This is a genomic window from Streptosporangium brasiliense, assembly GCF_030811595.1.
GTDB lineage: Bacteria > Actinomycetota > Actinomycetes > Streptosporangiales > Streptosporangiaceae > Streptosporangium > Streptosporangium brasiliense.
In genome coordinates, this window is the sequence record NZ_JAUSRB010000001.1 from 277,218 (window position 1) to 294,212 (window position 16,995).

Below are 16,995 nucleotides of genomic sequence, written 5' to 3' on the forward strand. Positions count from 1 at the left end.
TGATCGAATGTCGAGAAACCGCATCATGGCGGCACTGGCCGCACTGGCGGTCGCGGGCGTGCTCGCGGTCGTCGTACCGATGTCCTCCGCCTCCGCCGCGAGCTGCGCCACCCCGTGGAACTCCGGGGCCGTGTACACCGGCGGCGCCGTCGCCTCCCACAACGGTCACAACTGGTCGGCGAAGTGGTGGACCCAGAACGAGGTCCCGGGCACCGCCGACGTCTGGGCGGACCAGGGGACGTGCGGCGGCACCACCCCCACCCCGACGCCCACCTCCGGACCGGGCTGCTCCTACCCGAACTGGGTGGCCGGACGGCCGTACGTCACCGGTGACATCGTCAAGTACACCGACGGCAAGTTCTACCGGGCCGAGCACGACAATCCCGGCTACGACCCGGTCATCAGCACGTGGTACTGGGAGCCGCACCCCTGCGGTCCCACCACGCCGCCGACCGACCCGCCCTCCTCGGGCTTCGTGGTGAGCCAGGCGCAGTTCGACCAGATGTTCCCGAGCCGCAACCCCTTCTACACCTACAACGGCCTGGTCGCGGCGCTGAACGCCTACCCCGGCTTCGCGAGGACGGGCAGCGACACCGTCAAGAAGCAGGAGGCGGCGGCCTTCCTGGCCAACGTCAACCACGAGACCGGCGGCCTGGTCCACATCGTCGAGCAGAACACCGCGAACTATCCGCACTACTGCGACGCGAGCCAGCCCTACGGCTGCCCCGCCGGCCAGGCGGCCTACTACGGGCGCGGCCCGATCCAGCTGAGCTGGAACTTCAACTACAAGGCGGCGGGCGACGCGCTCGGCATCGACCTGCTCCGCAACCCCAACCTGGTGCAGAACGACCCGGCGGTGGCCTGGAAGACCGGCATCTGGTACTGGATGACCCAGAACGGCCCCGGCACGATGACACCGCACAACGCGATGGTCAACGGCGCCGGCTTCGGCGAGACGATCCGCAGCATCAACGGCGCCCTGGAGTGCAACGGCAGGAACCCCGCGCAGGTACAGAGCCGGATCAACGCCTACCAGCGGTTCGTCCAGATCCTCGGCACCACCCCCGGCGGCAACCTGAGCTGCTGAGCGCACGACCCCGGACGTCGCCGCGGGCGTTCCGCCCCCGGCCGCCAGGACCGCGCACCGGCCCCTCCTCGCTCACCGGTCCCATCCCGGTCGAGGAGCCCGCACGGCCTGGCGGTCGGTCGCGGCGCGGCTGCGGTAGACCACATAGGGGCGGAACAGGTAGCCCACCGGGGCGGCGAAGGCGTGGACCAGGCGGGTGAAGGGGAACAGCGCGATCAGCAGCATGCCGACCAGCGTGTGCAGTTTGAAGGTCCACGGTGCGCGGACCATGGCCCCGGCGTCGGGCTGCAGGTAGAAGATCCCACGGAACCACGGGGAGACCGTCCGGCGGTAGTCGTGGGCCTGGAAGGCGGCGCTGAGCACCGTGGTCATCAGCCCGGCGAGCAGCGCGGCGACCAGCACGACGTACATCATCTTGTCGTTCTTCGTGGTGGCCATGAAGACCGGTCCGGTGGTGCGGCGGCGGTAGATCAGCAGGGCGATCCCGGCCAGCGTGCAGAACCCCGCGACGCCCCCCACGGCCAGCGCGGCCGCGTGGTAGGCCGCCTCGCTCAGCCCCGCCGCGCTGGTCCAGCTCTCCGGGATCACCAGCCCGAACACGTGGCCGATGATCACGAACAGCAGCCCGAAGTGGAACAGCGGGCTGCCGATCCGCAGCAGCCGGCTCTCGTACAGCTCCGAGGAGCGGGTGGTCCAGCCGAACCTGTCGTAGCGGTGGCGCCAGATCAGCCCGCCGACCAGGAGCACCAGCGTCAGATACGGCGCCACCACCCAGAATGCGATCTCCGTCCAGCTCATCCGCGCCCCCTCCCCGGTGCGCCCGCCGGCCCCACGCGCCTCGCGGGCCCGCTCACCTGTCGACCCCCACGGACTCCGCCGGCGGTCCCTGGCCGGCCAGCCGGGCCACCAGCGCCCGCTCGGCGCCGCTGAGCGGCGGGAGCGTGGCGCACACGGCGTCGATCACCGACCCGTACGGCGAGGCGCACTCGCGCAGCGCCAGCCGGAGCAGCTCCAGCCCGGCCCGGTTGTCCCGCAGGATCGCGGCCCCGTCCGGGGCGAGCGCGGCGAACTCCAGCACCACGGGCAGGTAGTCGGGCAGTTCGTCGCCGCACAGCTCCCACCCGCCGGCCCGGTAACGGACCTTCAACGCCGCCAGCGACTCGCCCCGCCGCCGGGTGTCCCCGTCGACGTAGTAGGTCAGGTAGAGACAGCAGCGGCGCCTGAAGTCGAAGGTCTCCACGTAGTGCGCGGCCAGCCCGCCCCGGTCCACCCGTGCGAGGTGGTCCAGGAACGGTCCGAAGCGGGCGCCCGCCGCCTGGCGGACCAGCGGCAGCCGCGCCCAGAAGTCCTCGTCCGGGTAGGCGAGCAGGTGCGCGGCGGCCTGCCACACCACGCGGTCCGCTCCGTGACCGGCCGGGTGGCCGCTCATCGGTCCTCCCTCTTGGGGAACATGCCCTCGGGGACGCCCTTTCCGTCCCAGTTGAGGAGGTTGACGCGTTCGTGGGTGACCTCCTCGCTCGTCTGGCGCTGCCTGAGCGAGTGGAAGCTCTCGACCGACACCGGCACCGGCTGCCCGGAGGTCTCGCCGAACGGGCCCGTCATGCCGGGGCCGCCCTCGTAGTCGAGGCTGCAGCCGATCTCCTCGACCGACCCGGGCCGGGTGGCGTAGGCCGTCGGGATCACGTAACGGTCCTCGTACCTGGCCAGGGCCAGCAGCCGGTACATGCCGTCGATGTCCTCGCCGGTCAGCCCGGCGCGCGCGCCGATCGACGGGTCGGGCTCCTCGCCGAGGTTGATCCGGCGCATGTGGGAGCGCATCGCGGCCAGCCGCCGCAGCGAGGCCGTCACCGGCGCCGGGTCCCCGGCGGTGAAGAGCTCGGCGAGATACTCCACGGGGATGCGCAGAGTCTCGATCGCGCCGAACAGGTTGCCGGCGTCCTCGCCGTCGTGCCCGCTGCCGGCCAGCGCGTCGACCACGGGCGACAGCGGCGGCACGTACCAGACCATCGGCATCGTGCGGAACTCCGGGTGCAGCGGCAGCGCGATCCGGTACTTCATGATCAGGTCGTGGACCGGTGACCTCCTGGCGGCCTCCAGCCAGTCGTCGGGGATGCCCGAGCGCGTCGCGGCCTCGGCCACCGCCGGGTCCCGGGGGTCGAGGAACAGCGACAGCTGCGCCTCGTACAGGTCCCGGTCGTCGGGCACGGAGGCGGCCGCGGTGACCTGGTCGGCGTCGTAGAGGAGCACCCCGAGATAGCGGAGCCGCCCCACGCACGTCTCCGAGCAGACCGTCGGCAGCCCGACCTCCACCCGGGGATAGCAGAACGTGCACTTCTCGGCCTTGCCGGTCCGGTGGTTGAAGTAGACCTTCTTGTACGGGCACCCGGTGACGCACATCCGCCAGCCCCGGCACCGGTCCTGGTCCACCAGGACGATCCCGTCCTCCGTGCGCTTGTACAACGCCCCCGAGGGGCAGGCCGCGACGCACGCCGGGTTGATGCAGTGCTCGCAGATCCGGGGGAGGTAGAACATGAAGGCCCGTTCGAAGTCGAGCCGCACCCGGTCGCCGATCCGCTCCACCACCGGGTCCCGGGCCGCCAGCGCGGGGCCCCCGCCGAGGTCGTCGTCCCAGTTCGCGCCCCACCGCACGGCCATCGGCTCGTTGCTGATCAGCGAGCGCGGCGGGGCCACCGGGGTGTCGGCCGACAGCGGCGCCGAGGTCAGGTTCTCGTAGTCGTAGGTCCAGGGCTCGTAGTAGTCCTGGATGGACGGCATGATCGGGTTGGCGAAGATGCTCAGCAGCCTGCGCAGCCGGCCGCCGGACTTGAGCGTCAGCCGCCCCTTACGGTCGAGCTCCCAGCCGCCCCGCCACTTCTCCTGGTCCTGGTAGCGGCGCGGGTAGCCCAGTCCCGGCCTCGTCTCGACGTTGTTGAACCAGACGTACTCCACGCCGCTCCGGTTGGTCCACGTCTGCTTGCAGGTGACCGAGCAGGTGTGGCACCCGATGCACTTGTCGAGGTTCATCACCATGGCGATCTGGGCCATGACACGCATCAGTAGTCGACCTCCTGCGAGCGGCGGCGGATGACGGTGATCTCGTCGCGCTGGTTGCCGGTGGGACCGAGGTAGTTGAAGGCGTACGAGAGCTGCCCGTACGCGCCGATCATGTGCGTCGGTTTGATCAGCACCCGGGTCAGCGAGTTGTGGATGCCGCCGCGGCGGCCCGTCCGCTCCGAGAGCGGCACGTCCACCACGCGCTCCTGCACGTGGTACATGTACACGGTCCCGGCGGGCATCCGGTGCGACACGACCGCCCTGGCCACGACCACGCCGTTGCGGTTGGCCGCCTCGACCCAGTCGTTGTCGGCCACCCCGGCCGCCGCGGCGTCCTCGACCGACATCCAGATCGTCGGACCGCCCCGCGAGAGGGTCAGCATGAGCAGGTTGTCCTGATACTCGGAGTGGATCGACCACTTGGAGTGCGGGGTGAGGTAGCGGACCACGATCCCGTCCCGCACCTGCTCGTCCTCGCCGAACAGTGCCACGATGTCCAGCGGCGGTCGGTAGACCGGCAGGGCCTCGCCGTACTCGTGCATCCAGTCGTGGTCGAGGAAGAAGTGCATGCGCCCGGTGAGCGTGTGCCAGGGCTTGCCGTGCTCGACGTTGATGGTGAAGGGCGAGTAGCGCCGGTCGTGCGCCTCCTTGCCCGACCACTCCGGGCTGGAGGCGACGTGGACCGGCCGGGCCTGGGTGTCGGAGAAGACGATCCGGTGGCCGTCGTGGGCCAGCCCCGACAGGTCGGTCCCGGTCCGCTCCGACAGCTGGGCGAAGCCCTGCGCCGCCAGCCGGCCGTTGCTGACGCCCGACAGCGCCAGGACCGCCTCGCACGCCCTGGCCCCGGTGTCCAGCAGCGGGCGTCCCCGGGCGACCCCGTCGCGGGCCAGCCCGTTGCTCCGCCCGAGCCAGGCCACCTCGGCGTCGGGCCTGAAGACCACCCCCTTGACCGGCAGCCCCAGCTTCTCGGTGAGCGGCCCGAGCGCGGCCATCTTCGCCGCGACGGCGCCGTAGTCGCGCTCCACCACGGCCAGGTCCGGCACGACCGGCCCGTCCGGCGGGCGGCCGCCGGGCTGCGCGGTCTCTCCCGGCGTGTCGTGCTGGGGGGTGACGACCACCACGTCCCGGCGCACCCCCAGATGCTCGGCGGCCAGTTCCGAGAAGCGGGCCGCGATGGCGTGGAAGGCGTCGAAGTCGGTCTTCGTCTCCCAGGGCGGGTCGATCGCCGGGTTGAAGGCGTGCACGAACGGGTGCATGTCGGTCGATGACAGGTCGTGCTTCTCGTACCAGGTCGCGGCCGGCAGGACGATGTCGGAGAACAGCGTCGTGGACGTCATGCGGAAGTCCAGCGACAGCAGCAGGTCGAGCTTGCCGTGCGGGGCGTCCGGGTCGGGGGCCGGCAGGTTGGAGCCGGCGCCCAGCAGGTGGTGCAGGAAGTATTCGTTGCCCTTGGCCGAGGAGCCGAGCAGGTTCGAGCGCCACACCGTGAGCACCCTCGGCCAGTTGCGCGGATCGTCCGGGCTCTCGGCCGCGAACCTCAGCCTGCCCTCCCGCAGCTCCCGGCGGGTGAACTCCACCGGGTCCTCGGCCTCGCCCAGCTCCAGCGGGTTGCGGTCGAAGGCGGGCGCCATCGGCATCCAGCCGTTGCGCACCGCCTGCGCCACCAGGTCGGCGGTGTGCAGGCCGGCGAACTCGCCCGGCCCCAGCGGCGAGCACAGCTCCCCGGCGTCGAAGCGGTCGTAGCGCCACTGGTCGGTGTGCAGGTACCAGTACGGCGTGCCCGGCACCTGCCTCGGCGGCCGGGACCAGTCGAGCCCGCCCGCGAGCTGCGCCCAGCCGGCCAGCGGCCGGCACTTCTCCTGGCCGACGTAGTGCGCCCAGCCGCCGCCGTTGACGCCCTGGCAGCCGGTGAGCAGCAGCAGCGACAGGAACGCCCGGTAGATCGTGTCGCCGTGGAACCACTGCGTGGTGCCCGCACCCAGCACGATCATGAAGCGGCCCTCGGTCTTCGCCGCCGTCTCCGCCATCTCCCGGGCGATCCGCGCCGCCCGGCCCGCCGGGACCGAGGTGATCGGCTCCTGCCAGGCGGGGGTGTACGGCCCGGCCGGGTCGTCGTAGCCGCCGGGCCACGTGCCGGGCAGGCCGCCCCTGGCCACGCCGTACTGGGCGAGCATGAGGTCGAAGACCGTGGTCACCAGGTGCTCGCCCACCCGTCGCACCGGCACGCCCCGGCGCACGCCGCCCGCCCCGCCGTCGAAGCGGGGCAGGTCGACCGCCACCGCCTGCCCGCCGTACAGGGTCAGCAGCGGGTCGACGTCCAGGTGGAGGTTCCAGCGGCCCTTGCCGGAGTCGGTCCAGCGGAAGCCGAGCGAGCCGTTGGGCACGGCCGGCCGGCCGTCGGCACCCATCAGGACCGTCTTCCAGCGCGCGCCCTCGCCGGTGTCGCCCAGGTCGGCGGCGGTGAGGAACTTGTCCGGCACGTGGGCGCCGTCGCGCTCGCGGAGCCTGACCAGGAAGGGCAGGTCGGTGAAGCGCTTGACATAGCCGGTGAAGTACGGCACCTGCCGCTCGACGAAGAACTCCCTGAGGATCACGTGGCCCATCGCCATGGCCAGCGCGCCGTCGGTGCCCGGCCGGATCGCCAGCCATTCGTCGGCGAACTTCGCCGCGTCGTTGTAGTCGGGCGAGACCACGACGACCTTCTGGCCCCGGTAGCGGGCCTCGGCCATGTAGTGCGCGTCCGGGGTCCTGGTGACCGGCACGTTCGCGCCCCACAGCACCAGGTAGGCGGCGTCCCACCAGTCGGCCGACTCCGGCACGTCGGTCTGGTCGCCGAAGACCTGCGGGGAGGCGACGGGCAGGTCGGCGTACCAGTCGTAGAACGACAGCATGGCCCCGCCGATCAGCGAGACGAACCGCGAGCCGGCCGCGTGGGAGAGGATCGACATGGCGGGGATGGGGGAGAACCCGGCCACCCGGTCCGGGCCGTAGGTCTTGATCGTGTGCACGTGCGCGGCGGCGATCATCTCGGTCGCCTCGGGCCAGCCGATCCGGACCAGCCCGCCCCTGCCCCGGACGGCCTGGTAGGCGCGCCGCCTGCCGGGGTCGGTGGTGATCTCCGCCCAGGCGGCGACCGGGTCGAGGCCCCGGCGCCTGGCCTCCCGGTACATCTCCACCAGCACCCCGCGCGCGTAGGGGTAGCGGACCCGGGTGGGGGAGTAGGTGTACCAGGAGAAGGCCGCACCCCGGGGGCAGCCGCGCGGTTCGTACTCGGGACGGTCCGGACCGACGCTCGGATAGTCGGTCTGCTGGGTCTCCCAGGTGATGATCCCGTCCTTGACGTAGACCTTCCACGAGCACGAGCCGGTGCAGTTGACCCCGTGCGTGGAGCGGACCACCTTGTCGTGGCTCCAGCGGTCCCGGTAGAAGGAGTCGCCCTCGCGGCCCCCGACCAGATACAGCGTTCGCGGATCGTCGTTCGCCGGTGCCCTTCTGAAGAACCGGCCTGTCCTGAGGAGTAGATTCTCGACATCGGACGCCATGTGTCCAGTTCATCACAGACAGTTAATATTTACGGTGTTCGGGGGTATATATGTCGGATGAACTTCGCAAAGGACAGACGGCCAACCTCGTCCTCGCCACGGCCGCGTTCGCGATCACCTTCTGGGCGTGGAACCTGATCGGCCCGCTCGCCGGGGGCTACGGCAGGCAGCTCGGCCTGTCGCCGACCCAGACCTCCCTGCTGGTCGCCATCCCGGTGCTGGTCGGATCCCTCGGCCGGATCCCGGTCGGGGTGCTCGCCGACAGGCTCGGCGGGCGGCTGATGTTCGCGGTCGTCTGCGCCGTCAGCATCGTCCCCGTCATCCTCGTGGGCTGGGTCGACTCCTACGGATGGCTGCTGGTGTGGGGCTTCCTGCTCGGCGTCGCGGGCACCTCGTTCGCGGTGGGCATCCCCTTCGTCAACGCCTGGTACGCCCCCGCCCGCCGCGGCTTCGCCACCGGCGTCTTCGGCGCGGGCATGGGCGGCACGGCGCTGTCGGCGTTCCTCACCCCCCGCCTGGTCGAGTCCGTCGGCCGGATCCAGACCCACCTGCTGATGGCCGTCGCACTGGCGGCGATGGCCGTCGTCATGCTGCTGTTCAGCCGCGACTCGCCCGCCTGGAAGCCGTCCACCGCTCCGGCGCTGCCCCGCATGCGCGAGGCCGTGAAACTCAGGGCCACCTGGCAGTGCGCGTTCCTCTACGCCGTCGCCTTCGGCGGGTTCGTCGCCTTCTCCACCTACCTGCCGACCCTGCTGCAGAACGTCTACGGCTTCTCGCAGACCGGGGCCGGCCTGCGCGACGCGGGCTTCTCGATCGCCGCCGTCGCCGCCCGGCCGCTGGGCGGCGTGCTGTCCGACCGGGTCGGACCGGTGCGGGTGCTGCTGGTGTCGTTCGCGGGGACCACCGTCATGGCGCTGGTCCTGGCCTTCAACCCGCCCGCGGAGATCCCCGCCGGCGGCTGCTTCGTGCTGATGGCCTTCTTCCTCGGCCTCGGCACCGGCGGCGTGTTCGCCCTGGTCGCCAGGCTCGTCGAGCCGTCCAGGGTGGGCACCGTGACCGGTCTGGTGGGCGCGGCCGGCGGCCTGGGCGGTTACTTCCCGCCGCTGGTCATGGGCGTCGTCTACACCGCCGCCGGCACCTACGTGATCGGCTACGTCCTGCTCGCCGTGACGGCCCTGGCCGCGCTGCTCTACACCCGCAGGGCGTTCACCTCCGCTTTGACGGCCGGCGGCGGAGCAGCAGGCCGATGAGCACGCCGACCAGCATCACGGCCAGCAGCGCGGTCCACAGCGGCGAGGTCACGCTGAACGTCAGCCACTGGATCCGGACGCGGTCGCGGTTCTGGGCGATGAAGATCACGCCGAGCGCGGCCAGCGCCAGGGCGGTCCACCCGCGCGGTGAGATCGCGGCCAGCCGGCCGCCGGACGGGCGGGGCCCGTCCGCCGGTGTCCTTGTCACGTTCTGCCCCCTTTCGCCACGGAATGCGACTTTTCAACTACTCTAGGGTAGGAAAGCTGAGAGACTGGTCTCGTTTTGACGACCGGGTGGGTGGTTGGCCGTGGCTTCCGGCAGTCTGTTACCCGTCATGGATTACGCAATTCTCACGGGGCTCGTCCTCGTCTCAGGTGTCGTGCTCGCTCTGGTCGCGCAGTGGAAGGGGTGGCGGCCCTCCCTGCTTGCCATCCTCGCGGTGGGGATCGGGTTCCGGGTGCTCATCATGACCACCTCGGCGATCGACACCTGGCAGCCGGTCGACTTCATGGAGAGCTTCAGACCCGCGGGCGAGGCGATCCTGAACCGTGAGGACCCCGTGCTCGGCAGCGAGGGCGGCTGGCACTTCCTGCCGACCATCCCCTACGTGTACGGCCTGCTGCTCTGGCTGGGCATCCCGTGGGAGATCGGCGGCCGGCTGGTCACCGTGGTGGCCGACATCGCGCTGATCCCGCTGGTCGGCAGGCTCGCCGGCGGCGCCACCGCCTCGCTGCGCGCCTTCCAGTACGCCTGCAACCCGCTGGCCATCCTCGTCGCCTCCGTCCACGGCCAGGTCGAGCCGGTCGCGCTGGTCTTCGGCGTGGCCGCGTTCGTGGTCGCCCGCGGCCCCGGCAGCCCCGACCGGCCGGGCCTCACGACCGACGTGGCCGCGCTGGTACGGCGGAGCGTCGCGACCCTCGGCGTCGGCGGCGCCGTACGGCACGCCCTGGGCCCGGTCGGCGTGGTGCGGCGGGCGCTCGCCCCGCAGCCCGGCGAGAAGGAGACCCTCCGCCGGGCGCTGCTCGCCGGCCTGCTGATGGGCCTGGCCCTGTGCGCCAAGAGCTGGCCGATCTGGCTGATCCCCGGCATGCTCCTGCTGCTGCCCACCTTCCGCGCGCGGGCCGTGGCGTTCGTCGCCACCGGCGTCGCCCCGGTCTTCTTCCTGGTCACCCTGCCCGTCTTCGCGGGCACCTCGCTGAGCCAGATCCCCGAGGTCATCCGCGTGATCCAGGACATCCGGCCGATCGTCGGCGAGTGGGGCTACAGCGCGATCCTGGTCGGCGGCGACTGGACGCTCGACGCCGGGATCGCCACGTTCGGCACGCGGCTGATCTACATCACGCTGCTGGTGGTCGCCTTCCTGTGGCGGCGCGCCGACCCGGTCGACCTCACCACCGCCCTGCTGCTCGCCTTCATGGTCGCCACCCCCCGCCTCGGCGCGCAGTACCTGCTGTGGTTCATGCCGTTCCTGGTGGCCCGCCCCACCCGCTTCGCCTGGCCCGCCATCATCGGCGTCTCCCTCTGGGCCGGATACGGTTACCTCTACATGACCCAGTTCGACACCAATACCTGGTGGGAGCTCCACTCGATCTGGGCCCAGTGCTCCATCGTGCTCCTGCCGATCCTGGCCCTGGCCATGCCCTGGGGCCGTCGCGGGCCCAAGACTCCCGCCCGGACGCCGGACACGGCGCCGCACGCGCCCGTCCCCGCGTCCGCCTGAAGGGCCGGGCCGGCATCGCGCCCGATATGTTCGCAGATGTGACGGACGACATCGAGATCCTGCGCTACACCGCCTTCACCCACGACCCCAAGGGGGGCAATCCCGCCGGCGTCGTCCTCGACGCCGCGGGACTGTCCGACAGCGAGATGCTGGCCATCGCCGCGGAGGTCGGCTACTCCGAGACCGCCTTCATCACCGGACGCGACGACGAGGCCCGCGCCTTCCGCGTCCGCTACTTCGCGCCCACGGCGGAGGTGGCCTTCTGCGGTCACGCCACGATCGCCGCCTCGGTGGCCCTGGCCGAGCGGCTCGGGACCGGGCCACTGGTCTTCGCCACCAACGCGGGCGAGATCGCCGTGGACACCCTCGTCGACGGCGAGACGCTGCGCGCGACGCTCACCAGCGTGCCCACGCGGTCCAGGCCGGTGGCCGAGCCGGTGCTGGACGAGACGCTCGCGGTGCTGGGCTGGTCCCGCGACGACCTGGACAGGGCGTTCCCGCCGCACGTCGCCTTCGGCGGGAACGACCACCTCATGCTCGCCGCAGGATCACGCGAACGCCTCGCGGACCTCGACTACGACTTCGAGGGCCTGCGCTCGATCATGACGCGCGAGGGCTGGACGACGGTGAACCTGTTCTGGCGGGAGAGCGACGAGCGCTTCCACTCCCGCAACCCCTTCCCGATCGGCGGCGTCGTCGAAGACCCGGCCACCGGCGCCGCGGCCGCCGCCTTCGGCGGTTACCTCCGGATCCTGGGGACCGGCTCGGACGAGTTCACGATCATCCAGGGCGTCGACATGGGACAGCCCAGCGAGCTGAAGGTCTCCATCGCCGAGGCGGACGGGCGCACCAGGGTGAGCGGCGGGGCCGTCGAGATGTAGGTCCCGCGCCGGGCCCGACGGCGACCGGGCCTTGGTGATCGGGCCGTGGTGATCGGGCCCGATGGCGCGGCCGGTCCGCGATGTGAGTGAATCAGGCCATGGACGGATATCTCAAGCGGATCGGCGCCGCCCGCCCCGCGGCCCCGGACGCGCGGTCACTGCGCGAGCTGCAACTGCGCCACCTGCTGACGGTCCCGTTCGAGAACCTGAGCGTTCACCTCGGCGAACCCGTCGTGCTCGACGAGCGGGAACTGGTCGAGAAGGTCGTCGGCAGGCACCGGGGCGGCTTCTGCTACGAGGTCAACGGGGCCTTCGCCGCGCTGCTGCGCTCGCTGGGCTACCAGGTGACCCTGCTGTCGGCCCGGCCGGTCGGCGACGACTCCCTCGGGCCGCCCTTCGACCACCTCGCGCTGCGGGTCGACGCCCCCGACCCGTGGCTCGTCGACGTCGGCTTCGGCACGTTCAGCCACCACCCGCTCCGCCTCGACCTGCGCGCCGACCAGGCCGACCCCGGCGGCACCTTCCGCGTCGCCGAGGCCCGCGACGGCGACCTCGACGTGTTCAAGAACGGCTCGCTGGAATACCGCCTCGAACAGCGGCCGCGTGCCCTGGCCGACTTCGAGCCGGCCTGCTGGTGGCACCAGACCTCGCCCAAGTCGCACTTCACCCGGTCGCTCGTCTGCTCGCTGCTCACCGAGACGGGCCGCGTCACGCTGAGCGACAGGCTGCTCATCGAGACCTCGGCGGACGGACGCCGGGAACGGCGCCTGACCACCGACGCCGAGACGTTCGCCGCCTACCGCGACCTTTTCGGCATCGAGCTGACCCGGCTGCCTACGGCACCTCGACGATCAGACGGATGAGATGGGCCGTGGGCGGCGAACCCCGCGCGGCCCGGGGACACCCGTCCCACGCCGGGGCCGGACGTCCGGGCCCGGCCCGCCGACCGGCCATCGGGGGCCACAGTCCTACTGCCGGTTCAGAAGCCGTCCCAGCGGGACCCCGGCCAGCCGCCTGACCTCGTTGGCCAGGTGCGCCTGGTCGGCGTATCCGCTGGCCACGGCCACCTCGGCCAGCGCCGTCCCGCGCCGGGCCAGCCGCAGCGCCCGCTGGAACCTGACGATCCGCTGGAGCGTCTTGGGGCCGTACCCGAAGGCCCGCAGCGATCTGCGGTGGAGCTGCCGCTCGCCGAGCCCGAGGTCCCGGGCCACCTCCGCGACGCTCCGCCCGGTCCGCAGCGCCGCCGCGATCGCCGGCGCGGCGGGGTCGGGTCCGGGCGCCGTGCGCAGCTGCACGGTCAGGGCCTCCTGCATGGTCTCGACCGTCAGCTCCGGCAGCACGCCCAGCTCGGCCAGCGGCACCCGCAGGTCACGCAGGGCCTCGACCGGCACGCCGAACACCTCGCCCACCGCGCCGGGCCGGAACCGGATCCCGACGTAGCGGTCGCCGGGGGACATCCGGACGGGCTTCGGCCCGGTGTCTGGGCCGGCGACCTGTGGGCCGTCCGGCCCCCAGATGAGATCGACGCAGCCGTCGGGGACCACCAGGCTCGTCGTCGCAGAGTCCGCCGTCGACGTCCAGAGGCAGGTCACTCGCCCGGCGATCGCCGGATCCGGGGCCCACTCGCGGTACATGCCCCCAGGCTACGGCCGGCCGGGCCCCGACACTCCCGGAGCCCGGACCGGGGCGGGGCACCCGCCGGGAGTACGGCTCCGCCGGCCTCCCGTGACGGGGCTACGGGGAGGGGCCGGAGAAACGGGGAGGTGCCGGAAAAATCGTGGGGAGATTTCCGGAAAAAAATCCACCGGCCGTGTCGATCCGGAAGTCTCTCGGTCGACGCGTAAGTAGCGCCGGGTCCCAGCGGGCCGGGGAGCCCGGCGCCGGACCCGACACAGGGCACCGGACCCGACACAGAAGGAGACATGACGATGCGATACATCCTGCTGCTCAAGACCGAGGAGAACTCCGCGCTGGGCGCTCCCCCCAAGGAGCTCATGGACGCCATCGCCAAGCACGGCGAGGAGATGACCAAGGCCGGCGTGCTGCTCGACACCGGCGGGCTCGCCCCGAGCGCGACGGGCGCGCGGATCCGGCTCTCCGGAGGGAAGGTGACCACGACCGACGGCCCCTTCACCGAGACCAAGGAGCTGATCGCCAGCTACGCGCTGGTGCAGGTGAAGTCCAAGGAGGAGGCGGTCGAGCTCGCGGCGCGCTTCCTCCGGCTCCACCAGGAGCACTGGGCGGGCTGGGAGGGCGAGTCCGAGGTCCGCAAGCTGCTCGGCCCGGAGGACTTCGCCCTCGGCTTCGGTCAGGACTGAGACGCGGGGCCAGGCCAGGCGGGATCCGGGCCGGCCGGACCCGGCCGGCCCGACCCGCCCGGCTGTCAAAGTCGACAGACGCCCGGATCGTCTTGCGGTGGTACGGAGGGAACTGCTCTGATTGGTGGCCGTGACGGCTTCCGAGACAGACCGTGCGATCGACGCGGTCTGGAGGATCGAATCGGCGCGGCTCATCGCCGGTCTCGCGCGGATCGTGCGTGACGTCGGCACCGCAGAGGACCTCGCCCAGGACGCGCTGGTCGCCGCCCTCGAACAGTGGCCGCGGGAGGGCATCCCGGGTAATCCGGGCGCCTGGCTCATGGCCGTCGCGAAACGCCGCGCGATCGACCTCCTGCGCAGGCGGCAGCGGCTCGAACGCAAGGTCGAAGAGCTCGGCCACGAGCTTGAGATCGACGGGGAGGGGGCCGCGGCCGGCGTCGAGGCGGCCTTCGACGACGACATCGAGGACGACCTCCTGCGCCTGGTGTTCACCGCCTGCCACCCCGTCCTGTCCGCCCAGGCCCGCGTCGCGCTCACCCTCCGCATGCTCGGCGGCCTGAAGACCGAGGAGATCGCACGGGCGTTCCTCGTCCCCGAGTCGACCGTCGCCCAGCGAGTCGTCCGCGCCAAGCGGACCCTGGCCGAGGCGCGCGTCCCCTTCGAGGTCCCGCAGGGGGCCGACCGCGCCGACCGGCTGTCGTCCGTGCTGGAGGTCATCTACCTGGTGTTCAACGAGGGCTACTCGGCGACCGCCGGTGACGACTGGATGCGGCCGGCGCTCTGCGAGGACGCCCTCCGCCTCGGCCGTGTCCTGGCCGAGCTCATGCCGGAGGAGCCGGAGGTCCACGGCCTCGTCGCGCTGATGGAGATCCAGGCGTCGCGCTCGGCCGCCCGGACCGGCCCGTCCGGGGAACCCGTCCTCCTGCTCGACCAGGACCGCGCACGCTGGGACCGGCTCCTCATCCGCCGCGGTCTGGCGGCGCTCCAGCGGGCCGAGGCGCTCGGCGGCGACCTCGGCCCCTACGGCCTGCAGGCCGCGATCGCCGCCTGCCACGCCCGGGCGCACACCCCGGAGGAGACCGACTGGATGCGCATCGCGGCGCTGTACGAGGCGCTCGCCGGGCTCGTCCCCTCCGCCGTCGTGGAGCTGAACCGCGCGGTGGCGCTCTCCATGGCCTTCGGCCCGGCCACCGGCCTGCGGCTCGTCGACGAGCTGGCCGCCGAGCCGTCGCTCAAGGACTACCACCTCCTGCCGAGCGTGCGCGGCGACCTCCTGGCCAAGCTCGGCCGCCTCGACGAGGCGCACGCGGAGTTCGAGCGCGCGGCCTCACTCACCCGGAACGGACGTGAGCGCACGCTGCTGCTCGACCGCGCCGCCGCGTGCGCGCCGGCGGCGGGGCCGGGACCGCTACCGGACCCCCGGCCGTAGTGCCGGGATCCCCGGCGGGAGACCGACCCGGCGCTCCGACAGGCGGCCGTCGTCCATCTCCGTGACCCGGTGCGCGTGGCCGATCTGCGCGACGTCATGCGTGACCAGCAGGGTCGCGACCGCGCGTTCCTCGGTCAGCTCCGCCAGCAGCCCCATGATCTCCGTGCCGCGCGCGTGGTCCAGCGCGGAGGTGGGCTCGTCGACCAGCAGCACGGCCGGGTCGCTCATCAGCGCGCGAGCGATGTTGACCCGCTGCCGCTCGCCCCCGGAGAGCTGGTGCGGCCGCCGGTTCTCCTTGCCGGCCAGTCCCACCGTCCGCAGCAGATCGGCGGCCCTTCCGGAGTTTCCGCCCCGCATGTGGTCCATGACCTGCAACTGCTCCAGCGCGGTCAGCGAGGCGATCAGGTTGGCCTGCTGGAAGACGATGCCGATCCGCTCCCTGCGCAGCGCCGTACGCTCCCTGTCCCCGAGCCGTGAGGCGTCGGTCCCGGCGATGACGACCTGGCCGGAGCCGGGCCGCAGCAGGGTCCCGGCGACGGCCAGCAGGCTGGACTTTCCGGATCCCGAGGGCCCGACCACCGCGACCAGCTCGCCGGGCTTCACGGTCAGGGACACGTCGTCGAGCGCGACCAGCGTGGTGTCGCCGTCGGCGTAGGTGAGACGCAGGTCGGTCAGTTCCAGGCTCATCGGGCACTCCCCAGGGCGATCAGCGGGTCGACGGAGGTGATACGGCGGACGGCGAGCACGGCGCCCGCCATACCGAGGGCGATCATGGCCAGCACCGGCACGAACGTCGTCGAGACGTCGACCACGAACGGCATGACCCGTTCGGCGAGCGCCCCGATCCCGAGCCCGGCGGCCCCGCCGATCCCGCCGCCGACCATCAGCACGATCAGCGCCTGGGACAGGGCGTCGCGCATCAGGTAGCCGCTCGACGCGCCGAGCGCCTTCATGATGGCGATGTCCCCCTGGCGCTGAACCGTCCACACGGTGAAGAACGCCCCGATGACCAGCGCCGAGATGGCGAACAGGAACCCTTGCATCATCATCAGCGAGCCGTTCTCGGAGGTGTAGGAGCCGATTCCGGCCAGCGACTCCCGCTTGCTGACCGGATGCGTGCCCAGCGTCCGCTCCGGGGCGTCGCCGCTCAGCACGACCACGGTCGCGGTGTCCGGCTTGGCGTGGGCGAGACGCTGCCAGTCCGCGAGCGTGGTCCACACCACGGGCGTGTGCCCGTAGGAGTCCTCCGGGCCGATCGCGGTGATCCGGTACGGCCGATCGCCGAGGGTCACGGTGTCCCCGGCGGCCAGGCCGAGATCCGGCGACACGATCAACTCGCCGTCGCGCTGCCGTACGGGCGCCAGGGTGTCCGAGCCGAAGACCGCGACGGCCTGGTTGGCGTCGTCACGGGTGAGTCGGGTCTGCGTGATCCCCAGCGCCTGCCCGCCCAGGCCCGTCCACTGCGCGGCGGTGACCGTGCTGTCGGAGAAGGAGATCTTCTCGCTTCCGAACGCGATCAGGTCGCCTTTCAGGTTCTCGACGGCGGAGACGTTCTCCCCGGCGAGCCCGGAGGTCAGTCCGGACAGCAGGACGACGAGCAAGGTGATGAGCGCCACGACGGACCCCATGAGGGTGAACCGCCCTTTGGCGAAGCTGATGTCTCTCAGTGCGATGAACACGTGGTCTCCGGTCGGTTGCCTCTTGACTCCCACC

General features: G+C 71.9%; 15 protein-coding genes. 7 read left to right on the top strand and 8 right to left on the bottom strand.

All coding sequences use genetic code 11. The annotated features are described in order from the left end of the window. The first annotated feature begins 7 nt into the window (after window positions 1–7). Entirely contained in the window at window positions 8–1,087 is a 1,080-nt protein-coding gene (locus J2S55_RS01305; protein ID WP_306856684.1) for a glycoside hydrolase family 19 protein, read from the top strand. Window positions 1,088–1,159: 72 nt separating this feature from the next. Here the strand turns inward: J2S55_RS01305 and narI are convergent, their stop codons facing one another. From narI to J2S55_RS01325, 4 genes are read right to left on the bottom strand one after another with little or no spacing between them, the layout of a single operon-like run. Continuing rightward, window positions 1,160–1,885 (bottom strand): respiratory nitrate reductase subunit gamma, encoded by a 726-nt coding sequence (narI, locus tag J2S55_RS01310; RefSeq protein WP_306856685.1) that lies wholly within the window; start codon window positions 1,883–1,885, stop codon window positions 1,160–1,162. Window positions 1,886–1,937: 52 nt separating this feature from the next. Further along, window positions 1,938–2,516: a nitrate reductase molybdenum cofactor assembly chaperone gene (narJ, locus tag J2S55_RS01315; RefSeq protein ID WP_306856686.1), complete on the bottom strand. Its 579-nt coding sequence runs from the start codon at window positions 2,514–2,516 to the stop codon at window positions 1,938–1,940. Further along, window positions 2,513–4,141: a nitrate reductase subunit beta gene (gene narH, locus J2S55_RS01320; protein ID WP_306856688.1), complete on the bottom strand. Its 1,629-nt coding sequence runs from the start codon at window positions 4,139–4,141 to the stop codon at window positions 2,513–2,515. The genes narJ and narH overlap by 4 nt, the downstream gene beginning before the upstream one ends. Continuing rightward, window positions 4,141–7,683 (bottom strand): nitrate reductase subunit alpha, encoded by a 3,543-nt coding sequence (locus tag J2S55_RS01325; protein ID WP_306856689.1) that lies wholly within the window; start codon window positions 7,681–7,683, stop codon window positions 4,141–4,143. Before J2S55_RS01325 ends, narH begins: the two co-directional genes overlap by 1 nt. A gap of 50 nt (window positions 7,684–7,733) precedes the next feature. Here J2S55_RS01325 and J2S55_RS01330 point away from each other — a divergent pair, with 50 nt between their 5' ends. Continuing rightward, window positions 7,734–8,933 carry an MFS transporter gene (locus J2S55_RS01330; protein ID WP_306856690.1) on the top strand — a complete coding sequence of 400 codons (1,200 nt, stop codon included), beginning with the start codon at window positions 7,734–7,736 and terminating at the stop codon, window positions 8,931–8,933. Here J2S55_RS01330 and J2S55_RS01335 read toward each other — a convergent pair. Continuing rightward, on the bottom strand, window positions 8,890–9,141 hold the full coding sequence (locus J2S55_RS01335) for a lipopolysaccharide assembly protein LapA domain-containing protein (RefSeq protein WP_306856692.1): 252 nt from the start codon (window positions 9,139–9,141) through the stop codon (window positions 8,890–8,892). The two genes, J2S55_RS01330 and J2S55_RS01335, sit on opposite strands and share 44 nt — an antisense overlap. Before the next feature lie 127 nt (window positions 9,142–9,268). Between J2S55_RS01335 and J2S55_RS01340 the strand changes: the two genes are divergently transcribed. The 3 genes from J2S55_RS01340 (at window position 9,269) to J2S55_RS01350 (ending at window position 12,398) form a co-directional block, all read left to right on the top strand. Then, window positions 9,269–10,654 (top strand): putative hexosyltransferase, encoded by a 1,386-nt coding sequence (locus tag J2S55_RS01340; RefSeq protein WP_306856694.1) that lies wholly within the window; start codon window positions 9,269–9,271, stop codon window positions 10,652–10,654. 38 nt (window positions 10,655–10,692) lie between these two features. After that, window positions 10,693–11,535, top strand: a complete 843-nt coding sequence (locus J2S55_RS01345; RefSeq protein WP_306856695.1) for a PhzF family phenazine biosynthesis protein — start codon at window positions 10,693–10,695, stop codon at window positions 11,533–11,535. A 98-nt stretch (window positions 11,536–11,633) separates the two neighbouring features. After that, the gene (locus J2S55_RS01350) at window positions 11,634–12,398 is read left to right on the top strand and encodes an arylamine N-acetyltransferase family protein (RefSeq protein WP_306856697.1); all 765 of its coding nucleotides are present in this window, start codon (window positions 11,634–11,636) and stop codon (window positions 12,396–12,398) included. 105 nt (window positions 12,399–12,503) lie between these two features. Here the strand turns inward: J2S55_RS01350 and J2S55_RS01355 are convergent, their stop codons facing one another. Beyond that, window positions 12,504–13,169, bottom strand: a complete 666-nt coding sequence (locus J2S55_RS01355; protein ID WP_306856698.1) for a helix-turn-helix transcriptional regulator — start codon at window positions 13,167–13,169, stop codon at window positions 12,504–12,506. Window positions 13,170–13,457: 288 nt separating this feature from the next. On the opposite strand from J2S55_RS01355, the gene J2S55_RS01360 reads away from it, so the two are divergent. Next, window positions 13,458–13,853 (top strand): YciI family protein, encoded by a 396-nt coding sequence (locus J2S55_RS01360; protein ID WP_306856699.1) that lies wholly within the window; start codon window positions 13,458–13,460, stop codon window positions 13,851–13,853. Between the two features lie 130 nt (window positions 13,854–13,983). Continuing rightward, a complete protein-coding gene (locus tag J2S55_RS01365) occupies window positions 13,984–15,282 on the top strand; it encodes an RNA polymerase sigma factor (protein ID WP_306856700.1) in 1,299 nt (432 codons plus the stop codon). On the opposite strand, the gene J2S55_RS01370 is transcribed toward J2S55_RS01365, so the two are convergent. Next, window positions 15,262–15,969, bottom strand: a complete 708-nt coding sequence (locus J2S55_RS01370; protein WP_306856701.1) for an ABC transporter ATP-binding protein — start codon at window positions 15,967–15,969, stop codon at window positions 15,262–15,264. The two genes, J2S55_RS01365 and J2S55_RS01370, sit on opposite strands and share 21 nt — an antisense overlap. After that, window positions 15,966–16,961, bottom strand: coding sequence for an ABC transporter permease (locus J2S55_RS01375; RefSeq protein ID WP_306856702.1), 996 nt, complete (start codon window positions 16,959–16,961; stop codon window positions 15,966–15,968). The genes J2S55_RS01370 and J2S55_RS01375 overlap by 4 nt, the downstream gene beginning before the upstream one ends. Window positions 16,962–16,995: the final 34 nt, after the last annotated feature.

Coding starts and splice junctions, on each gene's coding strand:
- narI (WP_306856685.1), bottom strand. CDS start 1,885: ATGAGCTGGACGGAGATCGCATTCTGGGTGGTGGCGCCGTATCTGACG.
- J2S55_RS01340 (WP_306856694.1), top strand. CDS start 9,269: ATGGATTACGCAATTCTCACGGGGCTCGTCCTCGTCTCAGGTGTCGTG.
- J2S55_RS01330 (WP_306856690.1), top strand. CDS start 7,734: ATGTCGGATGAACTTCGCAAAGGACAGACGGCCAACCTCGTCCTCGCC.
- J2S55_RS01370 (WP_306856701.1), bottom strand. CDS start 15,969: ATGAGCCTGGAACTGACCGACCTGCGTCTCACCTACGCCGACGGCGAC.
- narH (WP_306856688.1), bottom strand. CDS start 4,141: ATGCGTGTCATGGCCCAGATCGCCATGGTGATGAACCTCGACAAGTGC.
- narJ (WP_306856686.1), bottom strand. CDS start 2,516: ATGAGCGGCCACCCGGCCGGTCACGGAGCGGACCGCGTGGTGTGGCAG.
- J2S55_RS01325 (WP_306856689.1), bottom strand. CDS start 7,683: ATGGCGTCCGATGTCGAGAATCTACTCCTCAGGACAGGCCGGTTCTTC.
- J2S55_RS01305 (WP_306856684.1), top strand. CDS start 8: ATGTCGAGAAACCGCATCATGGCGGCACTGGCCGCACTGGCGGTCGCG.
- J2S55_RS01355 (WP_306856698.1), bottom strand. CDS start 13,169: ATGTACCGCGAGTGGGCCCCGGATCCGGCGATCGCCGGGCGAGTGACC.
- J2S55_RS01360 (WP_306856699.1), top strand. CDS start 13,458: ATGACGATGCGATACATCCTGCTGCTCAAGACCGAGGAGAACTCCGCG.
- J2S55_RS01350 (WP_306856697.1), top strand. CDS start 11,634: ATGGACGGATATCTCAAGCGGATCGGCGCCGCCCGCCCCGCGGCCCCG.